The organism is Aridibaculum aurantiacum, from assembly GCF_017355875.1.
Classification (GTDB): Bacteria; Bacteroidota; Bacteroidia; order Chitinophagales; family Chitinophagaceae; genus Segetibacter; species Segetibacter aurantiacus.
Map to the genome: position 1 here is coordinate 1,364,159 of NZ_JAFEWC010000001.1, position 24,171 is coordinate 1,388,329.

Sequence of the window (24,171 nt, forward strand, 5' to 3'; positions counted from 1 at the left end):
AACCTTTTAGAAATCACTATGGCTAAACTAGAGGCCACTACTACTATCAAGCGCCTTCGAAACCGGTACCGGTTACTGGTAATGAATGATGATACATATGAGGAAGTTGTTACATTCAAGCTGTCTCGTTTGAGTGTATATATTATGCTAAGTAGCATTTTCGTTATTTTAGTTGGCTTAACGGTTGCTTTAATCGTATTTACACCGCTAAAACAGTACGTGCCTGGCTATGGTAACCAGAGTGCCCGAAAAGAGTTGCAACTACTGAAAATGCGGACCGATTCGCTGGAGCAGGCAATACGATATAAAGATGTATACCTTGATAACCTGAAAAAAGTTTTGAGTGGAAATGTGGCTATTCAATACGATACTACAGTTTTAGACGTTCCTAAACCTGAGCTTATCGCTGACTAAACCTAAAACAATCAATATGCTATTTTCGAAGAAAGCAAGGGAAAATGCCAGCCCAGTTAACGGCAGCACAACTATTATTGGTACAGGTGTTACCCTTACAGGAGACATCAACAGTACTGCCGACATTAGAATAGACGGTACATTGAAAGGTAATATTGTAAGTTCTGCAAGAATATTAGTAGGTGCAGGTGGAGTAATAGAAGGAGACCTTCAATGCAACCAGGCTGATGTAATGGGTAAAATAAAAGGCAATATCAAAACAAAAGAAATACTTAGTCTTCGTGGCGATGCTATGATAACAGGTGATATTTTTGCCGCCAAACTGCAGGTAGAACCTACCGTGAATTTCAATGGGCGCTGCTTTATGAGCAGTAACGTGGTAGAAATGGTGAAAGAAACGAATGAAAAACCAATCATCTCAGCCAAAGCAAAATAACAACCGGTTGCTTTTGAAGTATGCCGGGCTGACCATGCAGATAATGGTGGCTTTAGCACTTGCTGTATTTGCAGGAATAAAGCTTGATGAATGGTTTGAATTTTCTACTCCATTGCTCGTATGGTTGCTGCCACTGCTTATTGTTGTAGTAATGATGTGGCAGGTGATCAAGGATACTTCAAAACAAAAATGATGTTCAATAAAACTATTTTGCCACTGGTGCTGGCTTTCCTGGTCATTGGTGGCCTTATTTTATTTTTCAGATCTCAACTTGAGAACGCCGGATTTGACTGGCAGGTATTAAGCGGCGGCAATCTCTTTTTATACCTGGTTACCGTGTTCTCAATGAACTTGCTAAACCGGGGATTGTCTGCAGAGAATACTGCATTGTTTCTTAGAAACGCGTATGGCGGGATCATGATTAAATTATTTGGTTGCGCCATCGCTGCTTTTGTTTATATACTTGCAGCCGGCGATAATCTGAACAAGCGCTCTTTATTTGCCTGCATGGGTTTATACATGGTTTATACTGCCATAGAACTAACAGTAGTATTAAAACAAAGCAAAGCTAGGAGGAATGTCAAAAACTGAGCATCCGCTCCAGGCGCTTGCAGGTTTTTTACCTCCACACACATTTGAGCCTGTTGCAGCTTTTCTTCAGCAATACAAGGTGCACCTTACCATTACCCGCGAACGCAAAAGTATATTGGGTGATTACAGGCATGCGTTCAGGGATCGGGCGCACCGGATAAGTGTTAATGGTAACCTGAACCCTTATTCATTTCTCATCACGTTGCTACATGAGCTGGCGCACCTTCTTACGTTCGATAAATATGGTAACCGCGTACAGTCGCATGGTAAAGAATGGAAACATGAATTTGGACAATTGCTCGCACAATTTTTACAGAACAGAGTTTTCCCTGCCGATATAGAAAAAGAGCTGATGGCATCGCTTCATAACCCTGCTGCCAGTAGTTGTGCAGAAGATGGATTGATGCGTGTGCTTCGCCGCTATGACCCAAAAACGGAAGGTCATATGCTGGTAGAAGAGATACCGCTGAACGCTATGTTCAGGATGAAGGACGGAAGAGTTTTTAAAAAAGGTGAAAAGCTTCGAAAGCGCTTCAGGTGCGAAGAAGTAGGAACAAGAAAAGTTTATTTGTTCAGCCCTGTTTTTGAAGTGGAGCTGGTAACGGAATAGAATTTTTCTACAACTGTGGTTGATCAAACAAGTCTCTTCAGCATCCATACATCACATCCAAAATGGCCTGTATTGCCGAGTGGCCCATCCAGGTATTCAAATCCAAATTTCTCATACACTGTAACAGCTTTGCGTAGCTCGGGCATTGTTTCTATATAAACATTTGTATAGCCAAAGCCTTGTGCAAATTCCAGCGCTTTATCAATCAGCAGTTTGCCTAATCCCATTCCACGAACTTCTTTTTGTAGATACATTTTTACCAGCTCGCATGTTCCTTGGGGTAAACCATTAGAAGGAAAGATGCCTGCGCCACCTACTATTACTCCATCTTTTTCTGCTACATAGTAAATGCTGCCCGGCTCCTGGAACAGCTCGTACAGGTGATCTGTTGTATCATCATAGTAAACTGTTCCTGGTTTGTTAGCGCCAAACTCTGCCAGCGCTTTACGGATAATAACAGCCAGATCTTTATTATCTGCGGGTTGTATTTTCCTGATATTGATATTCTCCATTTGATCTGCCATAAGAATAGTTGTTTGCAAACATCTATAAAAAATTGCCCCCGCCAGCCAACAACTTATCTGGAGGTGCATTTTTTATAAGCCTAAGTTTGCACGATCATTAAAAGCCGTAATGAACAAGATACGACTGCTGGCAAGGTGGGGACTTAGAAGAACAAAACATACACGTTTCATAAAAGAAAGCTGGAACGAAAGATTGTTGCGGTGGATAGGTGCTGCCGTGCCTGCATTACTCTTTGTTTGTGTAGCCATTGTAGTGTATGAATTTGGCTTTAGAACTTTCTGGAGCAATGACGACACTATCAATTCCTGGCTGCAGGTATTGTTGTTTATTATCTGTGCACTAGTTGGTGCAAGGCTGTTGTTGGAGTTGCTGGTACCAAAGAAAAAATGGGCGCGCTTCTTTACAGTGGTTGTGTGGTTATTCATTCTTGTGCTTACACTATATGTACTACCCACAAAAGCAGCCATGCTCAATGCCACTACCAATAGGTACTTGTTTTATAAACTATTGATTTATGCCGGCGTGGTAATGATATTCATAACAGAGATATCATTTTACTTACAGTTTATCTATTCCCGAACAGTTAATCCCGGTTTGGTATTCGTAGGCAGTTTTGGTTTCCTAATTCTCATTGGTGCTATTTTACTAAAGTTGCCAAATGCAGCTTACGGTTATACTTCCACAATTGATGCAGTGTTTACATCAGCAAGTGCTGTATGTGTAACGGGTTTGATAGTAGTTGACACTGCCACTCATTTTACGCCGTTTGGACAGGCAATCATCATGATGTTGATACAGGTAGGTGGCCTGGGCTTCATGACCTTTGCAGGATTACTGGCATATGCTGTGGCAGGTAATACCTCACTAAAAACACAGATTGCTTATAGCAATATTATGAGCAGCCGTAAGGTTGGAAACATTATGAAGTTTGTATACCAGGTGGTCTTCATTACCATCTTGTTTGAAAGTGTAGGAGCGTTTTTCATTTACATCTCGCTGGATGATGCCTTGTTTGAACGCAAGCTGGATAAGTTGTTCTTCTCAATCTTTCACTCTATTTCTGCTTTTTGTAATGCTGGTTTTTCTACCTACAGTGGCGGTTTGTATGAGCCTGTTATCCGCCACAATTACTCGTTGCAAATGTTCATTGCATTTTTAGTAATCCTGGGCGGGATGGGCTTCCCAATCGTGTTCAACCTGTACAGGCTGGTAAGGATCCGGGTGAGGAATTTTCTTTTCTTCCTTAGGGGAAGTGCAAAGCGCGAATACTTTCCAAATGTTATCATGCTGAACTCCCGGCTGGCGCTGGTTGTAAGCGGCTGCTTGCTGGTTGTTGGTTTTGTGTCGTATATCGTGTTCGAACAGTCAGCTACGCTGGCGCAGCATCCTACTATTACGGGGAAATTGGTAACAGCCTTCTTTGGCAGTGTTACCCCGCGTACAGCTGGTTTTAATAGCGTTGACCTTACGGCTATGACCTTGCCAATGATCATGATCTACCTGCTACTCATGTGGATCGGCGCATCACCAGGGTCAATGGGTGGTGGTATCAAAACGACTACAGCTGGTGTTGCTATATTAAACATGGCTGCGGTTCTCAGGGGAAAAGATCGTTCGGAGTTTTTCCGTTCAGAGATATCTCATCAATCGGTGCGGCGGGCATTTGCCATCATCGTATTGTCGCTGCTGCTCATTGGCATAACGGTGTTTGCTTTATCCTTTTATGACAGCGATAAGGGATTGATCAAAATTGCTTTTGAAGCATTTTCTGCTTTTAGTACGGTGGGATTATCGTTAGGCATTACACCACAACTTTCTGCATTCAGCAAGTTGGTATTGATCATATCAATGTTCATAGGCAGGGTGGGAGCTATCACTTTGCTGGTGATACTGGTGCGGCAGAGCAAACAATTGTATTATCGTTATCCAAGGGAGGATATGGCTTTCTAAAAAATTAACTGTATGAAGTTTATTGTTTTTGGGCTGGGCAATTTTGGTTCGTATTTATGCGAACAGCTGGTACAGCTGGGTCACGAGGTAATTGGTGTAGATGAGAACCTGGAGATGGTGGATAAATACAAGCATAGGATAACGCATGCCATAGCGCTGGATGCCACTAATAAAGAAGCCGTGGAGCAACTACCCATCCGTGACTTGGATGCAGCTATAGTAGGTATAGGCGAGAATGAGGGTGCTACCATAATGACCACTGCGCTGCTAAAGCAAATGGGTGTAAAGCGGATCATCTGCAGGGTGACCTCGCCGCTGCAAAAGATAGTGCTGGAGGCGATGGATATACAGGAGTTTGTATACCCGGAGGCTTCATCGGCGGAGCGGCTGGCGCTTAAACTTGACCTGCCGGGTGTAATTGATTCTTTCCAGATAAATGTAAACTACCGCCTGCTGGAAGTAGGTGTGCCGGGCCGTTATGTCGGTCGTACTATTGCCGAACTGGAACTGGAGAAGCGGTATAGCCTGGTGCTGGTAACCATCCTGAAAAGAGTGGTGAACAAAAGCATTTTTGGCCACGACACCAGCAACCTGAAAGTAGTAGGGATAGTGCCGCCCACCACCAAACTTGAAGCAGGTGACGTGCTGCTGTTGTTTGGAGCACCTCGCGATCTGGAAAATTTCATTGAAGGCTAGAAGTTGTTTCAACACTGCAAATCGCCACAAGTATATTTACCAAAACCAACTACATGAAGAAACTGCTTTTGATCGGCCTGCTCGCTGTGTCTGTAAGTGTATCAGCACAGGTGCAAAAAGGTTCTACTATTATCGGAACCTCTTTAGGAAACCTGAGCTACAATTTTGAAACAGATGTTTTTTCTGCCACGCTCAATCCCTTTGCTGCAAAGTTTGTGACCGACAGGCTGGCTATTGGTGGCGGTGCTACTTTGGGTGTTGTTTTCGTTGATGGTCCTGCATTGGTGGCTGGAGTTCAGCCAATGGCTCGCCTGTATAACAAGTCTACAGCTGCAGATCGGTTTTTTGTGCAGGCTGGCGCCGGTGTAACTTCTATTATTCATGGCGACGCTGATTTCTATTTCTCGTACAATGGTGGCGTTGGGTACAACCGCTTCATCAATCAGAACCTGGCTCTGGAACTGGGCTTACAATTCAATGGCATAGCAACAGACGAAATGGTTAACGGTAACAACCTGGCACTAAGCCTGGGCGTACAGGTGTTCCTTGCAAAAGGAGAAAGGTTGTTTAGGAGGAGGTAATACGAGTAGAGAGTACTATATAAAAGAAACCCGCCAGTGTTTAGTTGGCGGGTTTTGTTATTTGTAAAGTAGAATATTGTTATGCAGTACAAGTGTGCGACGCAACCAAAGTTGAAGAACGACACACTGCTGGTCACAACATACTTACTAATTATGCTACAGCTTGCTTAACCAGTTCAGCAGCTTCACTTAATTGTATAGCTGACTGTACTTTTAAACCGCTTTCGTCAATAAGTTTCTTTGCTTCTACAGCGTTTGTTCCTTGCAGACGAACGATGATAGGAATATTGATGTTGCCCATTTTGTTGTAAGCTTCGATAACACCAGCAGCAACACGATCGCAACGAACGATACCACCGAAGATGTTGATCAGGATAGCCTTCACGTTCGGGTCTTTCATGATGATCTTGAAACCAGCCTCTACTGTTTGTGCATTTGCAGTACCACCTACATCAAGGAAGTTGGCAGGCTCACCACCGCTAAGTTTGATCATATCCATGGTTGCCATTGCAAGACCGGCACCATTCACCATACAACCTACGTTGCCATCCAGCTTTACAAAGTTCAGGTTGTACTGGCCAGCCTCTACTTCTGTTGGATCTTCTTCAGTTACATCGCGCATAGCAGCAAGGTCAGGATGACGCATCAACGAGTTCTCGTCCAATCCCATTTTACAGTCTACAGCTATGATCTTCTCATCAGAAGTTTTGAACAGCGGGTTGATCTCAAGCATGCTGCAATCAAGGCCAACGTAAGCATTATACAGGTTAGTTACAAACTTTACGCAGCTCTTAAACGCGTCGCCGCTAAGGCCAAGGTTGAAGGCAATTTTACGTGCCTGGAAACCTTGCAATCCACCACCCGGGTGAACGTATTCTTTAAAAATTTTGTCAGGTGTATTGTGTGCTACCTCTTCTATGTCCATACCACCTTCGGTGCTGTACATGATCACGTTCTGACCACTGGTACGGTCTAATAAGATAGACAGGTAAAATTCTTTTACATCATTAGGTCCAGGATAATAAACATCCTGCGCAACCAGGATCTTGTTTACTTTTTTTCCTGCAGGCCCGGTTTGAATAGTAACCAGTGTTCCTCCAAGAAGGTTTTTAGCGATGTTGGTCACATCTTCAAGGCTTTTAGCAACGGCCACACCTTTCTGGTCTTTTCCTTCAATTTTTCCTTTACCACGACCACCAGCATGTATCTGTGCTTTTATTACGGCGAAGTTGTTGCCGGTATCGTTCTTTATTTGCCTGTATGCTTCTTCAGCAGCCATTACGTTGTCAACAGCAATGCCTTCCTGCACAGGAACATTGTATCTTTTTAAAAGCTCTTTAGCCTGGTATTCGTGCAAATTCATTGGTAAAAAATTTTGGCGAAGATAAGCTTTAGAGAGTTATGAGCTATGACTTATGCTTGATGAAAATTTATGTTCAAAGAAGGTGTGATAAGGAGCTTGTAGAGGAAGAATAATCACGAGTTTATAATGATGTATTTGCTGATATTTTCCTTGCTATCAAGTGGGAAAAACATACACCACAAGATGCACATTTAATCTCCTTTTACACGGGCTATACCAGCCTTGGCTCTTTGATCTAAAGAGTCTTTATAATCATGATCATCCATGCTGATGCATTCTTCGAAAGCGGCAATGGCCTGCGACTTCTGCCCACGTTTTTCGTAGATATAACCCATTTGCAGAGCGGCTCTGGCTGCATAGTATTCAGTGCGGCTTTTGCCTAATGCAATTGCTCGTTGGTAATATTTTATGGCTTCATCGTCACGTCCAAGATCATCATAAATGCGCGCTACGCGGTAGCTGAATTCTAATGCTTCAGCTGGTTTATCAAAATCCTGTTCGCTTTTGCCATGTAGTTGTGCCAACGCCTCTTTGTTGTAGCCGCCATCGTTTAGCAGGCGCGCCTTTAGCAACAATGGGTTTGGCCAGTTTCCAGCTTTGGCATCTTTATAAGCTTTTTTATCAGCATCAGAATCTACATTACCTCTTTTGATACACAACAGCCTGTAACGTTCGGCCTCAGCCATATTTCCTTTCAGGTAATGAGCCCAACCAATTTTTAGCAACGCGTCCTTTACGTAGAAGTTCCCTTTAAAATCATCTACAAAAGCAGTCAGGTGTTGTAGCGCTGCATCCAGTTGTAGTTGGTGAAGATTTATCAGTCCAAGTTCCAGGTCCCACACCGGCGTCTGCAGGTAGCCGGGGCTGGTGTTCATGTTCTTCAGAATTGCCTCTGCATTATTTGTTTGCTTATTGTTTATGTAAAGATTAGCCGCCATAAATGTGTACAGGTGGTTGTTCACTACATCAAGCTTGCGCGCCTGGATGAATTTAAAAACCTCATCCGGCTTATTCTCCACATAGTACATCAGGTAACAGTAGTAGAAGATCGCTTCATTACCAAACAGCTTTGCATAAGGGTCGTTGCTGTTAATGAAGTTGCGCATCATTTTCATTCCCCCCGATACAGAACCACGCATACCAAACAGGCTGGTGATCCACTTATAGCCGCTAGGTACGGTGCCAATAATTACCATCAGCGGGCCGTAGATCATATTGTTTGGCTGAAACGATGGATACTTGCTGCGGTTGTCTTTGATAAGAGAATTGGCTTTTTTAAAATCCCACCCGGCACCATAGCGTTCGCTGAATTTTATCCGTACCGCTGCGCGTTGCATATAAGCCAATCCTTTGCAGTAGCGATAAAAAGGTGAATTGGTTGGACCTTCGTCAAAAGCGTTTATACGTTTTTCAAAAGCCTGTTTACGCGCCTGGTACTGCTTTGGATCTTCATTAAAGAACAGCTCAAAGAAGTCGATATAGCCTTCCAGCAACTCAGGTATCAAGTTATCTGGATTTTGCTGGCGCGCCTGCTGCAACAGTTGCTTGCCAGGCTCTAGTCGCAGTTTCATTATTTCTGCATACGCCTGCTGGCAAACAGGCGAAAAATCATAAACCTTCTCTGCCATGCCCATTACAGAAAACAGGCAAAATAAAATGGTGATCAGTCCGTACTTCATTGGCTTGCAAGATAAAGGATAAGCAGTAGCGATAACTAAGCGAACGGGGGTGGAGGAGAGATTTAGGATATTGTGATTTTCATTTAATGGTCAATTGCTGATATTAATTGCCATCAAATAAAAAAGGCACCGTTGGGTGCCTTTCAATATTCTACTATATAACTTCTTCAAGATTACTTGGTTTCTACATTCTCATGCAGATCCTGGTCTACCAGGATACGACCACAGTTCTCGCAAACAAGGATCTTCTTGTGTTGCTTGATCTCGCTTTGCTTTTGAGGAGGAATAGCATTAAAACATCCGCCACAGCTATCTCTCAATACAGGTACTACGCTCAGGCCATTGCGGTAGTTCTTGCGGATACGATCGTAAGAAAACAACAGTCTTTCATCCAGCGCACCACGAGCATTCTCGCTTATAGCTCTAAATTCATTCTCTTCTTTCTCTGTATCAGCAATAATCTTTTCAAGTTCGCCTTTCTTACCATTCAGCACACCTTCTTTAGCAGCAATCTGCTTTTTAGCAGCTTCCAGCAATTTTATCTTATCAGCTATCTCTTCGTTAGCATCTTTAATATGCTTTTCAGCCAGCTTTATTTCCAGCTGCTGCATTTCCATCTCCTTGTTAATCGCCTCGAACTCACGGTTATTCTTTACGTTCTCGCTTTGCTTCTCGTATTTTGCCAGCAGCGCCTCGCTCTCTTTTATTATTTCTTTCTTCTTTTCTATAAAATCCGAAATACCGTTGATCTCTTCTTCTATGCGGGTTTGACGAGCATGCAGACCCTGGATCTCATCTTCCAGGTCGCTAACCTCTATTGGCAGTTCCCCTTTCAGGATACCGATCTCATCCAGTTTAGAATCAATTTTTTGAAGCCTTACCAGGTTGGTTAATTTTTCCTGAACAGAAAATTCTTTAACGCTTGCCATATTTACTTTTAAGATTTGAAGTTTTTAACAGGTTGAACCTCTATAGCTACTGTTATGTTACCGGCTTTTGTATCTCCGGTTGGTCATCGTTGCGTCGCACTCTTGTACTGCATCACCTTTTTCACCTGCCTAATGTTCTTGTACGAGCTGCAGCAGCTATTGTATATCAACCAATTACATGAAGTACTGTACCGGGTTGGTTCTTACTCCACTTTTAAGGACGGCAAAGTTAGGGAAATTAGCTTCTAAAACATCATGTAGAAGGTCTACGGTAAATTGTTCGCTTTCGTAGTGGCCAATATCAGCTATCACCATTCTGCCTTCTGCATCAAAGAACTCGTGGTACTTAATGTCGCTGGTAATATATATATCAGCTTTTGCTCCCAATGCATTTTTGATTAAGAAGCTGCCAGCGCCTCCACATAGTGCAACTGTTTTCACTGGTTTGCCCATTAGCGGCGTATGCTTCAGGGCCTGCAGGCCAAATTGCTCCTTTACCATGTTGAGAAAATCCTTTTCAACCATTGGTTCAGGCAACTCGCCATACAACCCGCTTCCCACTTCCTGGAAATAGTTGGTAAGCGCTACCACATCGTACGCCACCTCTTCATAAGGATGCGCTTCCAACATGGCTTCCACCACCACATCTCTTTTGTAAACCGGCAGTATCACCTCGATTTTTTCTTCATTGGCTTCTTCACGTTTTCCTATTTCACCAATGTGAGGGTTAGTGCCTTCGCCGGCTTTAAATGTGCCGGTACCTTTTATATTGAAGCTGCATTCGCTGTACTTGCCTATGTTTCCACCCCCGGCTTTGAAGATGGCTTCACGGACCTTGTCTGCATCTGCTTCCGGAACGAAAACCGCCAGCTTCAGCAGGTTGTTTTGGCGGTGCAGCAAAACCTTCCTGTTCTCTAGGCCCAGCTTATCAGCCATTTTCCCGTTCACACCTGTCAACAGGTTGTCCAGGTTAGTATGAATGGCATAAATAGCTATATCATTTTTTATGGCTGCAATCACCGTACGCTCAACGTAGTTCCTTCCGGTAATTTTTTTCAGCCCTCCAAAAATAATGGGGTGGTGGGCCACCACCAGGTTGCAGCCTTTTTCAATGGCTTCAGCTATTACATCTTCCGTTGCATCCAGTGTGCAGAGGATGCCCTTGCATTCTGCTGCTGCGTATCCTACCAGCAGGCCGCAGTTGTCGTAGCTTTCCTGGTAGCTAGGTGGAGCAAGCTCTTCAAGTACTTTTATTGCGGCGGCTATAGTAGGCATTTTGTAAAGTCAAAATTCAAAAGTCAAAATTCAAAAATCCAAAGGCGAGTGATTAACTAAATACTTTTCAACTAATCAACCTATCAACTTACTTCCTCCCCGGGTACACCTTAAGCGCTTCTTCAAGGCAATCCATAGCAGCATCAATGGCTGCAAGGTTTAGTACATAAGCCAGGCGAACTTCCTGCTTACCTAAACCAGGCGTGCCGTAGAAACCTGTTGCTGGGGCCAGCATCACAGTAGCTCCTTTGTATTCAAAGCTCTCAAGCAGCCACTGGCAGAAGGTGTCGCTGTCATCAATTGGAAGTTTGGCCATTGCATAGAATGCTCCACCAGGATTTGGGCAGAAAACGCCATTCATCGCATTGAGCCGCTTTACAATCAGGTCGCGACGACTTTTGTATTCAGCTTTGGTAGTATCAAAATAATCAGCAGGCAAGTCTATTGCTGCTTCACCAGCTATTTGCGCAAAACTTGGCGGACTTAGTCGTGCCTGTGCAAATTTCATAGCAGCATCCAGAACTTGCTTATTCTTGGTTACCAACGCACCTATTCTTCCACCACATGCGCTGTAGCGCTTGCTGATGGTGTCCATCAGGATCACATGATCATCAACTCCTTTTAGGTGCATGGCGCTGAACTGGTTACCCTCATAAGTAAATTCACGGTAAGCTTCGTCAGCAAACAGGTAAAGATTGTGCTTTACCAGCAGGTCCTTTAGTTGCTGCATTTCTGCTTCGCTGTACGAGTAGCCGGTAGGATTATTAGGATTGCACATCACAATAGCCTTTGTGCGTGGAGTGATCACCTTCTCAAAATCTTCAATGGGAGGCAGTGCAAAACCGGTTTCTATTCTTGAAGTAATAGGAACAACCTTTACATCTGCTGCTACTGCAAATCCATTATAGTTTGCATAGAAAGGTTCAGGAATGATCACTTCGTCGCCGGCATCCAGGCAGGTCATGAAGCCAAACAAGATAGCCTCGCTTCCGCCTGTTGTAATGATGATCTGCGTATGATCTACAAATATGCCTACCGATGCATAGTACTTCACCAGCTTCTTCCGATAGCTTTCGTTGCCTGCGCTATGGCTGTATTCCAGTACTGTAAAGTCGCTGTTGCGCACAGCATCCAACACCATTTTAGGCGTTTCTATGTCTGGTTGTCCAATATTAAGATGGTAAACTGTAGTGCCTTTCTTTTTTGCAGCTTCTGCATAAGGTACAAGCTTGCGGATAGGAGAGGGCGGCATCATTTTGCCGCGATTGCTGATCGTTAACATGGGTGCAAAGATAGCGGGTGAAGGTATAGGTGAATCCAGGTGCTATAGATAAACATGAAACTCGCCAAATTTTAATGGAGCTGACATGATTAGCTAGTTTTCATACAGGTAAAAAAGAAAAGCCACCTTGTAGGTGGCTTTCAACAAATATTATAAATGAGAAACTAGCTCTTTTTGCTTGCAGGTTTTCCTTTAGCCGCAGGCTTAGCAGCCGAAGCTTTAGCATCTACTACTTCTCCTTCTATATGTAAATATATAGGCTCAGCAACATTGGCAACTTTTACAGTAACCTTTTTTGTGAATGAACCTATAGCCTCTGCGTTGTAAGTAACCTTGATGGTTTTTGTCGCACCTTTTGCAATCGGGCTTTTAGGATACTCAGGTGTAGTACAGCCACACTCAGCAGTTGCATTTTCTATTACTACCACACCATTTGAATTGTTGGTGAACTGGAAGTTGTAAGTAACAGGTACTCCTTGTTTGATTTTTCCGAAGTTGTGTTTTGCTACTTTGAATTCCAATGGACCTTGAGCAAAAACAGTGGAGACAGCCACAAGGGCAATAAGAAGAGAAAGGATTTTTTTCATAGTAGGTAAATAAAAGGTTGTTGTATTGCTACAACAACCCGTGAAAAAATGTAAGAAACGTATTATTTAGTTCCGCCTTTGATCTTTTGTACTGCGCCATTAGCAGGAGCCGGAGCTTCAGGTACTTTATACCCTTCGCCATGGAAACGGATCTGCTTGCTTAGACCATTGCTGAAGAAAATATCAGCAGTCTTTTCAAAATGACCTTCAGCAAAACCATTGAAACCTAAAGTTACTTTTACTGTTTCGCCGGGACCGAATGATTTGCCAGCCTGGTACTTTGGAGTTGTACATCCGCAGCCAACTTTTACGTTCTCTATCTTTACAGAATCTTTTCCGATGTTTTTGATCTCAACATCGAATTCCACAGGCTTACCATAAGCAATCTTACCAAAATCGTGGTTGGTTGTTTTGATGTCCAACACTTTAGAAATGTCGTTTTGATCTTGGGTAGCAGGTGCTTGAGCATACATAGTTGCTGCAATAAGCAAACTGCTCATGAACAAGGTAAATCTTTTCATTTTCGGCTTTGTTTTAAGATTTGTAAAGTTATTGGTTTTGCTAAGAAAATATAGTCCCTATTTTCGCAGCGTTCCATTTTATATAATATTTAATACCTTCTGAAGAGAGGGCAGGTAAAGAACGAAAAATGGGATGAGAAATTTTTTTTAAGACGATTAATTTTTGCTTGCCAGATGATTTGAACAAATTGTACGGCAGTTTTTTTAAACATGATTCATATGAGTAACCCCCAACTGCAAACGGAAGTGAATGAAGAAGTAATGTCGTACGATCGCTTTAGGCAGGAGATACTCCAGGATTATAGAACGGCGGTACTTAGTAGAGAAGCAAGCTTGCTTGGCAGGCGGGAAGTGCTGACCGGGAAAGCTAAGTTTGGAATATTTGGTGATGGAAAAGAGCTGGCGCAAATAGCGATGGCAAAGTTTTTCAAGCCGGGCGATTTCAGAGCTGGCTACTACCGCGATCAGACTTTCATGTTCTCTGCTGGCCTTGCTACCGTAGAGCAATTCTTCGCTCAGTTATATGCTGATCCAGATGTAAATAATGATCCTTTTAGTGCAGGCCGCCAGATGAATGCTCACTTTTCTACGCCTTTTGTAGATGGTGAAGGTAACTGGCTGGACCTGGCAAACAGGAAAAATGTATCAAGTGATATTTCGCCTACAGCGGGGCAAATGCCACGTGCATTAGGACTTGCTTTCGCATCCAAAGCTTTCAGAAGCCTTCCGCAGGTTGAAGAGCTGCAACATTTAAGCAACAATGGTAACGAGATTTGTTTTTGTACCATTGGTGACGCCAGCACCAGCGAAGGACACTTTTGGGAAACCATGAACGCAGCTGGTGTACTTCAGGTGCCGCTTGCTTTATTTGTATGGGATGATGGCTATGGCATATCAGTTCCTAAGCGTTTTCAAACAACAAAAGGATCTGTCTCCGAATCCCTATCAGGCATGCAGAAAACCCATGACAGTAACGGGATAAACATTTACAAAGTAAAAGGTTGGGATTACGCAGGTATGTGCGAGGTATTTGAACTGGCACTGGAAGAAATGCGTGAAACACATGTTCCGGCTTTATTTCATGTAGAAGAAATAACGCAGCCACAAGGGCATAGCACCAGTGGTAGCCACGAGCGCTATAAAACTTTGGATAGGCTGGAGTGGGAGCGTGAATGGGATTGTAATAAGAAATTCAGGGAGTGGATCATAGGCAATGGCCTGGGTTCTGATGAAGAATTGGTAGACATAGAGAATGAGGCAAGGGAGCATGTAAGGGAAGCAAAAAATAGTGCGTGGAGCAAATACATAAATCCTATCAAAGAGCAGGTAGCACAGGCTGTTTCTTTATTAGATGCAGTTAATGTAAACGATGTAGACACTTACAACAAGCTGAAGCAACTATCTGTTGGATTGCAAGGTAATCGCGAACCTATGCGACGCGATATCATGAAGGCTTTAGGTACAGCCACAAGAATAGTGAAGGGTGATGCAGTGAAAGAGGTAAAAGAGTTTTACCTAAAACTGAAGGGCGACAACAAAGACTTATATAATACCTTCCTGTATAACAACGGTGCAGGATCTGCACTTACTGTAGATGCTGTTCCTGCTAAATTCGATCAAAGCGCTGCTACCCTGAATGGCTACGAGATCCTGAATAAATTCTTTGATCAGCTATTTGCTTCCAATCCTAAAGTGTTTGCTTTTGGTGAGGATGTGGGCTATATAGGTGATGTGAACCAGGGCTTCAGTGGGCTGCAAGAGAAACATGGCGATAACAGGATTTTTGATACAGGTATCCGCGAGTTGACAATAGTAGGACAGGGTATAGGTATGGCACTAAGAGGTTTGAGACCTATCACTGAAATCCAGTACCTAGATTACCTGCTGTACGGCCTGCAGCCACTGAGCGACGATGTAGCTACTACACATTTCAGGACCAAAGGCCAGCAAAGCTGCCCGCTTATAATTAGGACACGCGGCCACAGGCTAGAAGGCATCTGGCATAGCGGATCACCAATGGGTATGATCATCAATGCGCTGCGTGGAATGCATGTTTGTGTGCCGCGAAATATGGTGCAGGCAGTAGGTATGTACAATACGTTAATGCGTGCAAACGATCCTGCTATAGTAGTAGAATGCCTGAATAGTTACCGACTAAAAGAAAAAGTTCCGACCAACCTGCTGGAGTATTCAGTTCCACTTGGTATACCTGAAGTAGTGAAACAAGGTGATGATATTACCATTGTATCGTATGGCTCTACTTTGCGCGTAGTGCAGGAAGCCGCAGCTACTTTAGATGCTACAGGAATAAGCTGCGAAGTGATAGATGTACGAACGCTTCTTCCATTCGACATTAATCATATGATCCTGGAGTCTTTGAAAAAGACAAGCCGTATCGTTTTTGTAGATGAAGATGTTCCGGGAGGTGCCACTGCTTATATGTTCAATAAGGTGATGGAAGAGCAGGGAGGTTATCGCTGGCTGGATGTGGCAGCAAGAACGATCACTGCTAAAGCACACCGCCCTTCTTATGGCAGCGATGGCGACTACTTCAGTAAGCCAAACGTGGAAGAGATAATCGAGGTGATACAGGAAATGATGGCTGAATAAAAATTGTAGAATAAAACTTTTAGTGCGGTCATATTCGACCGCATTTTTTTTGTCCAAAAGTGTAAGATGATATTGCCTTTCTGCAGCTGTTTCAGGTAGATGTTCTATTTTCCATTTTACGAATACATATACATGAGAAGAAGATTTTTATTTGCGGCGCTCCTGGTACAGGTAGCAGCTTTTTCACAACAAGATGCTTATAAAGCAAAGCTTTCGCAACAGGCAGACCAGCTACAAAAGAAGGTGGTAGAATGGAGACGCGACTTTCATCAACACCCGGAGTTAGGTAATAATGAAGTGCGCACTGCTGGTATCATTGCAGCTCATTTACAGTCGTTAGGTATAGAAGTAAAAACCGGTGTTGCCAAGACCGGAGTAGTAGGTGTGCTTCGCGGTGGAAAAACTGGTCCTGTGGTAGCACTACGCGCCGATATGGATGGACTGCCGGTAACGGAGCGTGTAGATCTGCCATTTGCTTCTAAAGCACGTTCCGTTTATAATGGACAGGAAGTGGGAGTGATGCATGCATGCGGCCACGACACGCACATGGCTATATTAATGGGTGTTGCCGAGGTTTTGGCAGCTAATAAAAAAGATCTGAAAGGAACAGTGAAATTCATTTTTCAGCCTGCAGAAGAAGGACCTCCTGCCGGTGAAGAAGGTGGAGCCGAACTGATGATAAAAGAAGGTGTTTTAGAAAATCCCAAGGTGGATGTGATCTTTGGACTGCACATCAACGCACAAACTGAGGTAGGTAAGCTGACGTATAAACCTGGTGGTACCATGGCTGGTGTAAATGATATGAAGATCATCGTGAAAGGCCGGCAGTCGCATGGTGCTTACCCTTGGTATTCAGTAGATCCAATAGTAGTGGCTGCACAAATCATCAACAACCTGCAGACAATTGTAAGCCGCAACCTAGATGTAACGCAAAATGCCGGTGTGGTAACGGTAGGTTCTATTCATGGCGGCAACAGGTCGAACATTATTCCTGAACAGGTGGAAATGCTTGGAACCATAAGAGCTTTAAGCAACGATGATGAAAGATTGCTGATAGAAAGAATACGCACTATAGCTACAAAGACAGCAGAAGCCGCAGGCGCAACTGCAGAAGTAAAAATTCCATTTAGTGTTCGTTATCCTGTTACTTATAATGATTCCGCACTTACACTTCGTATGTTGCCAACATTGCAAAAAACAGCTGGCGCAGATAATGTGCTTCTGAAGACAGCTGTTACAGGCGCTGAAGATTTTTCATTTTTCCAGGAGAAAGTGCCCGGGCTTTTCTTCTTCCTTGGTGGAATGGCTAAGGGTGGAGATCCTTTTAAAACACCAGCGCATCACACACCTGATTTTTATATAGATGAAAGTGGTTTTACACTGGGTGTAAAAGCATTACTTAATCTAACAGTAGACTATATGGAAGGCGTGCCAAAAGGCAGGAAGTAATTGCAGTTTTGTATAAAAAATAAACGGTAGCCTGGATATGACTACCGTTTTTCTTTTGGCCTATTATCTTCTTATAAGATCAATAACGCATCGCCATAACTGAAGAAGCGATACTTGTCTTTAATAGCTTTTTTGTAAGCTTCCATGGTAAGATCGTAACCGGCAAATGCACATGTCATGATCAACAGGCTGGTCTTAGGCAGGTGGAAGTTTGTAACTAAAGAGTCAGCAACATTGAAATCGTATGGCGGGTGGATGAAAGTGTTCGTCCAGCCTTCATTTGGCTTCAACAATTTTTGTGCAGTGAAGCTGGTTTCCATTGCACGCATGGTAGTAGTACCAATAGAGCAAATGCGGTGGCCGGTTTCCTTTGCCTTGTTAACAATGCGGCAAGCGAACTCGTCTATCTTGTAATATTCAGCATCCATTTTATGTTTGCTCAGGTCTTCTACTTCAATTGGGCGGAATGTACCAAGGCCTGTATGAAGTGTAACCTCTGCAAAACGGATCCCTTTGATCTCGCAACGCTTGATGAGCTCTTTACTGAAGTGCAGACCTGCAGTAGGGGCAGCTACAGCACCTTCGTGCTTAGCATAAACTGTTTGATATCTTTCGCGGTCCTCATCATCTGGCTTGCGCTTGATGTACTTAGGCAATGGTGTTTCACCCAATGCTTCCAGTTGCGCTTTGAACTCTTCTTCTGAACCTTCCCATAAAAAACGAATGGTACGACCACGGCTGGTGGTGTTGTCAATTACTTCAGCTACCAGTTCATCTGATTCGCCAAAGTACAATTTGTTACCAACCCTTATCTTTCTTGCGGGATCAACAATTACGTCCCAAAGGCGGTTTGGTTTGTTCAGTTCGCGCAGCAGGAAAACTTCAATCTTAGCACCTGTTTTTTCTTTGCGACCATACATACGTGCAGGAAAAACTTTGGTGTTGTTCACTACAAATACGTCTTTGTCATCAAAATATTCCAGGATGTCGCGGAAGTTCCTGTTTTCGATCTGGCCTGTCTTGCGATGAACAACCATCATCCGGCTGTCTTCACGTTTTTTTGCAGGGTTCTGAGCAATCAGGTTAAGCGGAAGATCAAACTTGAATTGAGATAATTTCATGTGTGATTTGGTAGAATTTAATGAATCGTCACACGCAGGTTACTCCTTTTCACCGGAGTTTGTGTCATGTTACGGCATGATTTTAAGGCGGCAAAATTAGTATAATTACTGTTACCACTGCTGCATCCTCGTAAAAAAACCTTACCTGTGGCTGGTTCGTGAGGCACATTTATCATTTTATTGTAGATGTTTCTTTAGAAAAAGCTTTGCGTTCTCCACATTTTTTTACAGGACTCACACTTTTTTAGGCGGGTATTGTTTTTTATACATTATTTGGTGATAGGGTTTAAATTTTCATACCTCGTTTCCCAACTCATTGGTAATTAGGCAAAAAAATTTTCCTATGCAGAAGTCGTATATCTTACCGGAAATCATTTTTAATAAATTAACCTATGAGTTTGAGGCGTTTAATTCTGATAATGGTGGTAGCAGGAGCACCTCTCATTCTTTTTTCACAAGGTCAAAACAGCACTAAAAAATACCCAAGTCTGTTTTGGGAAATAACGGGTAATGGACTCAAAAAACCATCTTACCTGTTTGGGACCATGCACGTAAGCAGCAAAATGGTTTTTAACCTCAGTGACTCATTTTATCACGCCATTAAAAGTACTGACGCAGTTGCGCTTGAACTAAATCCTGAGCAATGGCAGGAACAAATGTTCCGTCTTCAAAAGTCTCAGCTTAATCTAACCCGCTTTAGCCGCCCTGCCACCAACGATTTTATCAATGAAAAATCTTTCCAGCTTCAGAAATATGAGGACGATATAAAACGTGCACTGAGCGAAGAGCCAACAGTGGTAAATAATTTATTATACCGTAGCTACCAGTCACGCGCAGATTTTGAAGAAAACACTTACCTGGACCTGTACATCTATCAAACAGGCCGCAAACTTGGAAAGCAGCCGGCAGGTGTAGAAGATTATATGGAAAGTGAGCGATTGATGCTGGAAGCTTATGCTGATATGGCCAAAGAAAAAAATAAAAAGTCGATAGATACAGATGGCCAGTCGATGTACGAGATAGAGAAGAAAATGCAGGAAGCATATCGCACAGGTGATCTTGACCTGATGGATTCTTTGCAAAGAATGACGGAAGTATCGCAGGCTTTCAATGAGAAGTTCCTGTATGTGCGTAACGAGATACAGGCTCATTCTATAGATACCATAATACAAAAGCAAAGTCTATTTGTTGGTGTGGGAGCGGCACATTTACCCGGCCCACGGGGCGTTATCGAACTGCTTCGGCAAAAGGGATATACGCTTCGTCCCATATTCATGCGTGGCAGAGATGCAGAGGAAAAAGAGAAGATTGACAAACTGAAGGTGCCTGTAAATTTTCAGCCGGTAACCAGCACCGATGGAATGATTGAAATGAAACTTCCGGGGCAGCTGTTCAAAAGAGAAGAAGCAAAGACCGACAGTTGGCAATATGCTGATATGAACAATGGCTCGTACTACATGATGACCAGGGTACGCACACATGGAGGCATTTTAGGTGTAGGAGAAAAGGCAGTGCTGAGAAAAGTAGACAGCCTGTTATACGAGTTCATTCCAGGTAAAATTGTTTCTAAAACTGCAATTACCAAAAATGGGTTTCATGGTTTTGACATTACCAACAAGACCCGCCGCGGCGATGTGCAGCGCTACCAGGTACTGGTGACGCCGTACGAGATACTCGTTTTTAAAATGAGCGGGATGGACAGCTATGTGCAAGGGCAGGAGGCAGAAACATTTTTTAATTCTATAAAGATCAACCTGGCTACTAATGACAATTGGGTTCAGTACCAACCAGAACATGGAGGCTTTACTGTAAAACTACCACAGCAGCCAAATGTGTCGGTGGTAAAAGGAAACGCTGACAGAATTGATAAATGGAATTTTGAAGCGCTTGATAAAAAGACTGGTAATGCCTACCTGGTGTGGCGCAAGTCGGTTTACAATTTCGGTTTTTTAGAAGAGGATACTTTTGATCTTGCTCTGATGGATGAAAGTTTCCAACGGTCGGAGCTGGTAAGCAAAAAGCTTAGCCGTAAAATGGTGAACACTGGAAGCAGGCCTTTCCTGGAAGCGAAATACCTGATGAAAGATGGCGGCTATGTGCAAACAAGAACATTCATCAACGGGCCTCACTATTATATGTTGGTAGCTCGCTCTAATAGTAAGTCAGCAGATTTCACACCTTTCTTTTCTTCCTTCAGTTTTACACCTTTCAAATATCCTAACGCTGAGAAATATGTGGACTCTGTACTTAACATAGAAGTACTTACATCAGTAAGGCCAGAGATAGATACCATGCTTCGTTCTTGGATAGAAAAGGCTTCTGCTGATGAAGGTTCCAGCATTACCGGCAACTATAGTTACTGGCCCAAGAGCAGGACCGGCGTTTTTAAAAGCGATGAAACAGGGGAAGCAGTCGTTGTTAACGTAGAGTCGTTTCCGAGGTACTACTATAGCAGGGATACAGCTAAATTCTGGCGCGACAGGATGGATGAAAAGAACCTGCTTAAAGACATGGTGCTAAAGAAGAAGGAGTTTATCCAGCCTGCAGGAACACAGGGAGGTTATGTGCTGGTGCTGTCAGATACCAATTCTTCACGCAATATCATGCACAAGTACCTGCTAAAGGACGATCACCTGTTCAGGTTTTCAACCATCACAGATGGTACAGGCAATGCAAGTGAGTTCATCAACCAGTTTTTTACTTCCGTGCAGCCCATTCAGAAAAAGCTTGGACCTTCTATTTTCGAGAATAAGCTGGACCTATTTTTTGCAGATTATAGTAGTAGCGATTCGCTGGTTAAAATGCGGGCACACAATGCTATCTCCAATGTTTATTTTGGTAAGGCTGGTGCAAACAGGATAGTAGAAGCCATCAATCAACTGAACCTGTCAGATAAGAATTATTTTGAGTTGAAGACAAAGTTCATAAATGAACTGGGATATATAGATGATACCACGGCACAACCTGGGGTAATAGCAGTGCTAAAAGATCTTTATACAAAAACTGCTGATACGGTTACTTTTCAAAATCCTGTTCTTATATCGTTGGCAAGGCTAAAAAATGAAGCTGCTTATAAGGTTCTGAAAGAGCTGCTGGTACAGGATCCGCCTATTTTTGAGAACAGCTATGAATATGGCAGAATGTTCAGCCACTTCACGGATACCTTGCCGCTTGCACGAACACTTTTTCCTGAAATATTACAACTGGCTGATGTGGAAGATTACAGAAGTCGCATCAACAGCTTGTTACGCCAGCTGGTAGACAGCGGCTACATTCAAGGAAAGGATTATGCTTCTTACTTCAATAAGTTGATGTTTGATGCTACCATTCAGCTGAAAAAGCAACAGGTGCGCGACGAAAAGCGAATGGAACAAGAGACAAAGCAGGATGATGATAAGCCTATGGTTCGTGGTCTTTACGCCTCTACTTCTGCTTATGGAAACAGCGGATCATCGATAAATGATTATGCAGTTTTATTGATGCCATTTTACGACCAGAGCCAGCTGGTGTCAAAATTCTTTGATAAGCTGCTACATTCTAAAGACCCCGATGTGCAGATGAATGCAGCATTGGTGATGATAAGGAACAACAAGAAGATACCTGATACGCTGCTGGCCAACCTTGCATCTAAAGATGATTACCGCGCCAAATTATTAGCACGCCTTGAAAAGATAAACAGAACCGATTTGTTCCCGGCGAAGTATAAGAGCCAGGAGCAGATAACTACTTCTCTTTTAGTGAATGATAAAAGCTTGCCGCAAGTAGCTGCTGTAGAGTTGGTAAATAAAAAACTGGTAGATGTGAAAGGCAAGAAAGGCTGGATCTATATGTACAAATACAAGGTGAAGAAGGAAGATGATTGGAAGATTGGCATCAGCGGGTTGCAGCCTGAGAACATTAAGGAAGTTAGCAGCAACAAGGATATGGTGAAGATGACTGACAGGAGGCTAAAAGGTGATGAGCCTGTAACAGATCAGTTTGAACAGCAGATAAAACAGTTGGTATTTGCCCAGCACAAAAGCAGCCGTAACTTCTTTACCGATAAAACGCAGAATGTTTTTCGAAGTCCATTTGGCGATATAGAAGATTATGAAATGGAAATAGGAGATTATTAGCAGCTCTGGCTAATAATCTCCTATTATTTTAAAACCGCAGGTGACGAACTGTAAGTCCATTGTTCTGCAGTTGCTTTAATGATTGTATGCCTATCATCAGGTGTTTTTCTACAAATGATTTAGTTACCATTACATCGCTTTGTTCTGTTTTTACACCTTCTGGTATCATTGGTTGATCGCTTACTAACAGGAGTGCACCGGTAGGTATTTTATTGAAAAAACCAACCATGAAGATGGTTGCGGTTTCCATGTCTATTGCATAAGCACGTACATTCTGCAGGTAGCTCTTAAACTCTTCATCGTGCTCCCACACACGGCGGTTGGTGGTATAAACCGTTCCGGTCCAGTAATCCACTTCAAAATCGCGTATGGTGGTTGAGATGGCTTTTTGCAAGGCGAAAGAAGGCATAGCCGGCACTTCAGCAGGAAAATAGTCGTTCGATGTACCTTCTCCCCGTATAGCTGCTATAGGCAGTATCAGGTCGCCGATCTTGTTGCGTCTTTTAAGCCCACCGCATTTACCCAGGAATAAGACAGCTTCGGGTTCAATAGCCGACAAAAGATCCATAACAGTTGCAGCACCCGGGCTACCCATCCCAAAATTGATGATCGTTATGTTTTCTGCAGTGGCACATTGCATGGGACGATCAAGTCCTACAATGGGTACATTGTGCTGGTCAGCAAACATTTTTACATAATTGCTGAAGTTGGTCAGCAGGATGTACTTGCCAAAATTTTCAAGCTTTTCGCCGGTATAGCGTGGCAACCAATTTTTTACTATTTCATCTTTTGTCTTCATATGTATGCGTTATCAGTTTCTAATTTCGAAAAAGTGATTCTGTAAATGTAGCAAAATCAATGGCAATAGCTGCAATAGTAATAGCGGACATTTGTTCTATTTCAATTAGGCCGCACCCTTATAATATCAAAGTGTCATTGCTTTACTTTTGCTACAATGATCAATATCCAGTATCCCAAGTTTCCTTTCAAGATAAAAAATGAAGCCAGCCGGGAAGTCATTTTTGATGAATGCCGTAAACAATGGGTAACACTAACGCCGGAAGAATGGGTGCGGCAAAATTTTCTCCAATACCTGGTGCAGGTAAAGCAATATCCTGCTTCGCTGATAGCTGTAGAGAAAGAAATACTAGTTGCAGATGTTAAGAAGCGTTTTGATGTACTCGTTTACAAAAACGCCAAACCATGGATGGTGGTAGAGTGTAAAGAAATGAATGTGCCTTTATCGGAAGCCACCATCAGGCAGGTATTAAATTATAATATTCAGCTGCAGGTAGAATATATAGTGATAACGAATGGCAGTAACACATTTGCCATGCAAATAAAAGATGGGCAGCACAAATGGGTAGAGGAGATGCCGGAATATTAGCTGGAAAAAAAAAGCCCCGGCTGAAAGCCAGGGACTTTTTAATATAATGA

22 protein-coding genes are annotated in these 24,171 nt (G+C 43.0%); 12 read left to right on the forward strand and 10 right to left on the reverse strand.

The features are described from left to right. The first annotated feature begins 18 nt into the window (after positions 1 to 18). Genes J4N22_RS05610 through J4N22_RS05630 form a run of 5 tightly spaced genes read left to right on the forward strand, consistent with a single transcriptional unit; the run spans position 19 to position 2,051 of the window. Entirely contained in the window at positions 19 to 414 is a 396-nt protein-coding gene (locus tag J4N22_RS05610) for a hypothetical protein (RefSeq protein WP_207492713.1), read from the forward strand. A 16-nt stretch (positions 415 to 430) separates the two neighbouring features. Continuing rightward, on the forward strand, positions 431 to 850 hold the full coding sequence (locus J4N22_RS05615) for a bactofilin family protein (RefSeq protein WP_207492714.1): 420 nt from the start codon (positions 431 to 433) through the stop codon (positions 848 to 850). Between the two features lie 13 nt (positions 851 to 863). Beyond that, positions 864 to 1,043, forward strand: coding sequence for an AtpZ/AtpI family protein (locus tag J4N22_RS05620; protein ID WP_207492715.1), 180 nt, complete (start codon positions 864 to 866; stop codon positions 1,041 to 1,043). Then, the gene (locus J4N22_RS05625; protein WP_207492716.1) at positions 1,043 to 1,441 is read left to right on the forward strand and encodes a hypothetical protein; all 399 of its coding nucleotides are present in this window, start codon (positions 1,043 to 1,045) and stop codon (positions 1,439 to 1,441) included. The genes J4N22_RS05620 and J4N22_RS05625 overlap by 1 nt, the downstream gene beginning before the upstream one ends. Then, positions 1,428 to 2,051 carry a SprT-like domain-containing protein gene (locus tag J4N22_RS05630; RefSeq protein ID WP_207492717.1) on the forward strand — a complete coding sequence of 208 codons (624 nt, stop codon included), beginning with the start codon at positions 1,428 to 1,430 and terminating at the stop codon, positions 2,049 to 2,051. Before J4N22_RS05625 ends, J4N22_RS05630 begins: the two co-directional genes overlap by 14 nt. Before the next feature lie 23 nt (positions 2,052 to 2,074). Here J4N22_RS05630 and J4N22_RS05635 read toward each other — a convergent pair whose 3' ends face one another. Next, complete coding sequence (locus J4N22_RS05635) at positions 2,075 to 2,575, reverse strand: GNAT family N-acetyltransferase (RefSeq protein ID WP_242692067.1); 501 nt, start codon at positions 2,573 to 2,575, stop codon at positions 2,075 to 2,077. A 109-nt stretch (positions 2,576 to 2,684) separates the two neighbouring features. On the opposite strand from J4N22_RS05635, the gene J4N22_RS05640 reads away from it, so the two are divergent. Genes J4N22_RS05640 through J4N22_RS05650 form a run of 3 tightly spaced genes read left to right on the forward strand, consistent with a single transcriptional unit; the run spans position 2,685 to position 5,803 of the window. Further along, positions 2,685 to 4,526, forward strand: coding sequence for a TrkH family potassium uptake protein (locus tag J4N22_RS05640; protein ID WP_207492718.1), 1,842 nt, complete (start codon positions 2,685 to 2,687; stop codon positions 4,524 to 4,526). A gap of 12 nt (positions 4,527 to 4,538) precedes the next feature. Beyond that, the gene (locus tag J4N22_RS05645) at positions 4,539 to 5,222 is read left to right on the forward strand and encodes a potassium channel family protein (RefSeq protein ID WP_207492719.1); all 684 of its coding nucleotides are present in this window, start codon (positions 4,539 to 4,541) and stop codon (positions 5,220 to 5,222) included. 53 nt (positions 5,223 to 5,275) lie between these two features. After that, positions 5,276 to 5,803 carry a hypothetical protein gene (locus tag J4N22_RS05650; protein ID WP_207492720.1) on the forward strand — a complete coding sequence of 176 codons (528 nt, stop codon included), beginning with the start codon at positions 5,276 to 5,278 and terminating at the stop codon, positions 5,801 to 5,803. Positions 5,804 to 5,954: 151 nt separating this feature from the next. On the opposite strand, the gene sucC is transcribed toward J4N22_RS05650, so the two are convergent. From sucC to J4N22_RS05685, 7 genes are all read right to left on the reverse strand, one after another. Continuing rightward, positions 5,955 to 7,166, reverse strand: a complete 1,212-nt coding sequence (gene sucC / locus J4N22_RS05655; RefSeq protein WP_207492721.1) for an ADP-forming succinate--CoA ligase subunit beta — start codon at positions 7,164 to 7,166, stop codon at positions 5,955 to 5,957. A 191-nt stretch (positions 7,167 to 7,357) separates the two neighbouring features. Continuing rightward, positions 7,358 to 8,845 carry a tetratricopeptide repeat protein gene (locus tag J4N22_RS05660; RefSeq protein WP_207492722.1) on the reverse strand — a complete coding sequence of 496 codons (1,488 nt, stop codon included), beginning with the start codon at positions 8,843 to 8,845 and terminating at the stop codon, positions 7,358 to 7,360. 173 nt (positions 8,846 to 9,018) lie between these two features. Beyond that, on the reverse strand, positions 9,019 to 9,774 hold the full coding sequence (locus tag J4N22_RS05665) for a zinc ribbon domain-containing protein (RefSeq protein WP_207492723.1): 756 nt from the start codon (positions 9,772 to 9,774) through the stop codon (positions 9,019 to 9,021). Positions 9,775 to 9,948: 174 nt separating this feature from the next. Beyond that, positions 9,949 to 11,049, reverse strand: a complete 1,101-nt coding sequence (locus tag J4N22_RS05670) for a Nif3-like dinuclear metal center hexameric protein (protein ID WP_207492724.1) — start codon at positions 11,047 to 11,049, stop codon at positions 9,949 to 9,951. A gap of 88 nt (positions 11,050 to 11,137) precedes the next feature. Further along, positions 11,138 to 12,331 carry a pyridoxal phosphate-dependent aminotransferase gene (locus J4N22_RS05675; RefSeq protein ID WP_207492725.1) on the reverse strand — a complete coding sequence of 398 codons (1,194 nt, stop codon included), beginning with the start codon at positions 12,329 to 12,331 and terminating at the stop codon, positions 11,138 to 11,140. A gap of 164 nt (positions 12,332 to 12,495) precedes the next feature. After that, positions 12,496 to 12,918 carry a DUF1573 domain-containing protein gene (locus J4N22_RS05680; RefSeq protein ID WP_207492726.1) on the reverse strand — a complete coding sequence of 141 codons (423 nt, stop codon included), beginning with the start codon at positions 12,916 to 12,918 and terminating at the stop codon, positions 12,496 to 12,498. A 62-nt stretch (positions 12,919 to 12,980) separates the two neighbouring features. Beyond that, positions 12,981 to 13,439 carry a DUF1573 domain-containing protein gene (locus tag J4N22_RS05685; protein WP_207492727.1) on the reverse strand — a complete coding sequence of 153 codons (459 nt, stop codon included), beginning with the start codon at positions 13,437 to 13,439 and terminating at the stop codon, positions 12,981 to 12,983. 219 nt (positions 13,440 to 13,658) lie between these two features. Between J4N22_RS05685 and J4N22_RS05690 the strand changes: the two genes are divergently transcribed. Beyond that, the gene (locus J4N22_RS05690) at positions 13,659 to 16,049 is read left to right on the forward strand and encodes an alpha-ketoacid dehydrogenase subunit alpha/beta (protein ID WP_207492728.1); all 2,391 of its coding nucleotides are present in this window, start codon (positions 13,659 to 13,661) and stop codon (positions 16,047 to 16,049) included. A gap of 132 nt (positions 16,050 to 16,181) precedes the next feature. Beyond that, on the forward strand, positions 16,182 to 17,498 hold the full coding sequence (locus tag J4N22_RS05695) for an amidohydrolase (protein WP_207492729.1): 1,317 nt from the start codon (positions 16,182 to 16,184) through the stop codon (positions 17,496 to 17,498). Positions 17,499 to 17,569: 71 nt separating this feature from the next. On the opposite strand, the gene queA is transcribed toward J4N22_RS05695, so the two are convergent. Further along, positions 17,570 to 18,619 (reverse strand): tRNA preQ1(34) S-adenosylmethionine ribosyltransferase-isomerase QueA, encoded by a 1,050-nt coding sequence (gene queA, locus J4N22_RS05700; RefSeq protein WP_207492730.1) that lies wholly within the window; start codon positions 18,617 to 18,619, stop codon positions 17,570 to 17,572. Positions 18,620 to 19,017: 398 nt separating this feature from the next. Between queA and J4N22_RS05705 the strand changes: the two genes are divergently transcribed. Continuing rightward, positions 19,018 to 22,734 (forward strand): TraB/GumN family protein, encoded by a 3,717-nt coding sequence (locus tag J4N22_RS05705; protein ID WP_207492731.1) that lies wholly within the window; start codon positions 19,018 to 19,020, stop codon positions 22,732 to 22,734. 28 nt (positions 22,735 to 22,762) lie between these two features. Here J4N22_RS05705 and J4N22_RS05710 read toward each other — a convergent pair whose 3' ends face one another. Continuing rightward, positions 22,763 to 23,533 (reverse strand): AMP nucleosidase, encoded by a 771-nt coding sequence (locus J4N22_RS05710; protein WP_207492732.1) that lies wholly within the window; start codon positions 23,531 to 23,533, stop codon positions 22,763 to 22,765. Positions 23,534 to 23,689: 156 nt separating this feature from the next. Here J4N22_RS05710 and J4N22_RS05715 point away from each other — a divergent pair, with 156 nt between their 5' ends. Continuing rightward, complete coding sequence (locus J4N22_RS05715; protein ID WP_207492733.1) at positions 23,690 to 24,121, forward strand: type I restriction enzyme HsdR N-terminal domain-containing protein; 432 nt, start codon at positions 23,690 to 23,692, stop codon at positions 24,119 to 24,121. Positions 24,122 to 24,171 lie beyond the last annotated feature (50 nt).

Excerpts from the sequence above, each read along its gene's own strand:
- J4N22_RS05665 (WP_207492723.1), bottom strand. The coding sequence starts at position 9,774 with ATGGCAAGCGTTAAAGAATTTTCTGTTCAGGAAAAATTAACCAACCTG.
- J4N22_RS05650 (WP_207492720.1), top strand. The coding sequence starts at position 5,276 with ATGAAGAAACTGCTTTTGATCGGCCTGCTCGCTGTGTCTGTAAGTGTA.
- sucC (WP_207492721.1), bottom strand. The coding sequence starts at position 7,166 with ATGAATTTGCACGAATACCAGGCTAAAGAGCTTTTAAAAAGATACAAT.
- J4N22_RS05670 (WP_207492724.1), bottom strand. The coding sequence starts at position 11,049 with ATGCCTACTATAGCCGCCGCAATAAAAGTACTTGAAGAGCTTGCTCCA.
- J4N22_RS05680 (WP_207492726.1), bottom strand. The coding sequence starts at position 12,918 with ATGAAAAAAATCCTTTCTCTTCTTATTGCCCTTGTGGCTGTCTCCACT.
- J4N22_RS05625 (WP_207492716.1), top strand. The coding sequence starts at position 1,043 with ATGTTCAATAAAACTATTTTGCCACTGGTGCTGGCTTTCCTGGTCATT.
- J4N22_RS05690 (WP_207492728.1), top strand. The coding sequence starts at position 13,659 with ATGAGTAACCCCCAACTGCAAACGGAAGTGAATGAAGAAGTAATGTCG.
- J4N22_RS05630 (WP_207492717.1), top strand. The coding sequence starts at position 1,428 with ATGTCAAAAACTGAGCATCCGCTCCAGGCGCTTGCAGGTTTTTTACCT.
- queA (WP_207492730.1), bottom strand. The coding sequence starts at position 18,619 with ATGAAATTATCTCAATTCAAGTTTGATCTTCCGCTTAACCTGATTGCT.
- J4N22_RS05615 (WP_207492714.1), top strand. The coding sequence starts at position 431 with ATGCTATTTTCGAAGAAAGCAAGGGAAAATGCCAGCCCAGTTAACGGC.
- J4N22_RS05635 (WP_242692067.1), bottom strand. The coding sequence starts at position 2,575 with ATGGCAGATCAAATGGAGAATATCAATATCAGGAAAATACAACCCGCA.
- J4N22_RS05645 (WP_207492719.1), top strand. The coding sequence starts at position 4,539 with ATGAAGTTTATTGTTTTTGGGCTGGGCAATTTTGGTTCGTATTTATGC.
- J4N22_RS05640 (WP_207492718.1), top strand. The coding sequence starts at position 2,685 with ATGAACAAGATACGACTGCTGGCAAGGTGGGGACTTAGAAGAACAAAA.
- J4N22_RS05695 (WP_207492729.1), top strand. The coding sequence starts at position 16,182 with ATGAGAAGAAGATTTTTATTTGCGGCGCTCCTGGTACAGGTAGCAGCT.
- J4N22_RS05710 (WP_207492732.1), bottom strand. The coding sequence starts at position 23,533 with ATGAAGACAAAAGATGAAATAGTAAAAAATTGGTTGCCACGCTATACC.
- J4N22_RS05715 (WP_207492733.1), top strand. The coding sequence starts at position 23,690 with ATGATCAATATCCAGTATCCCAAGTTTCCTTTCAAGATAAAAAATGAA.
- J4N22_RS05685 (WP_207492727.1), bottom strand. The coding sequence starts at position 13,439 with ATGAAAAGATTTACCTTGTTCATGAGCAGTTTGCTTATTGCAGCAACT.
- J4N22_RS05675 (WP_207492725.1), bottom strand. The coding sequence starts at position 12,331 with ATGTTAACGATCAGCAATCGCGGCAAAATGATGCCGCCCTCTCCTATC.
- J4N22_RS05660 (WP_207492722.1), bottom strand. The coding sequence starts at position 8,845 with ATGAAGTACGGACTGATCACCATTTTATTTTGCCTGTTTTCTGTAATG.
- J4N22_RS05610 (WP_207492713.1), top strand. The coding sequence starts at position 19 with ATGGCTAAACTAGAGGCCACTACTACTATCAAGCGCCTTCGAAACCGG.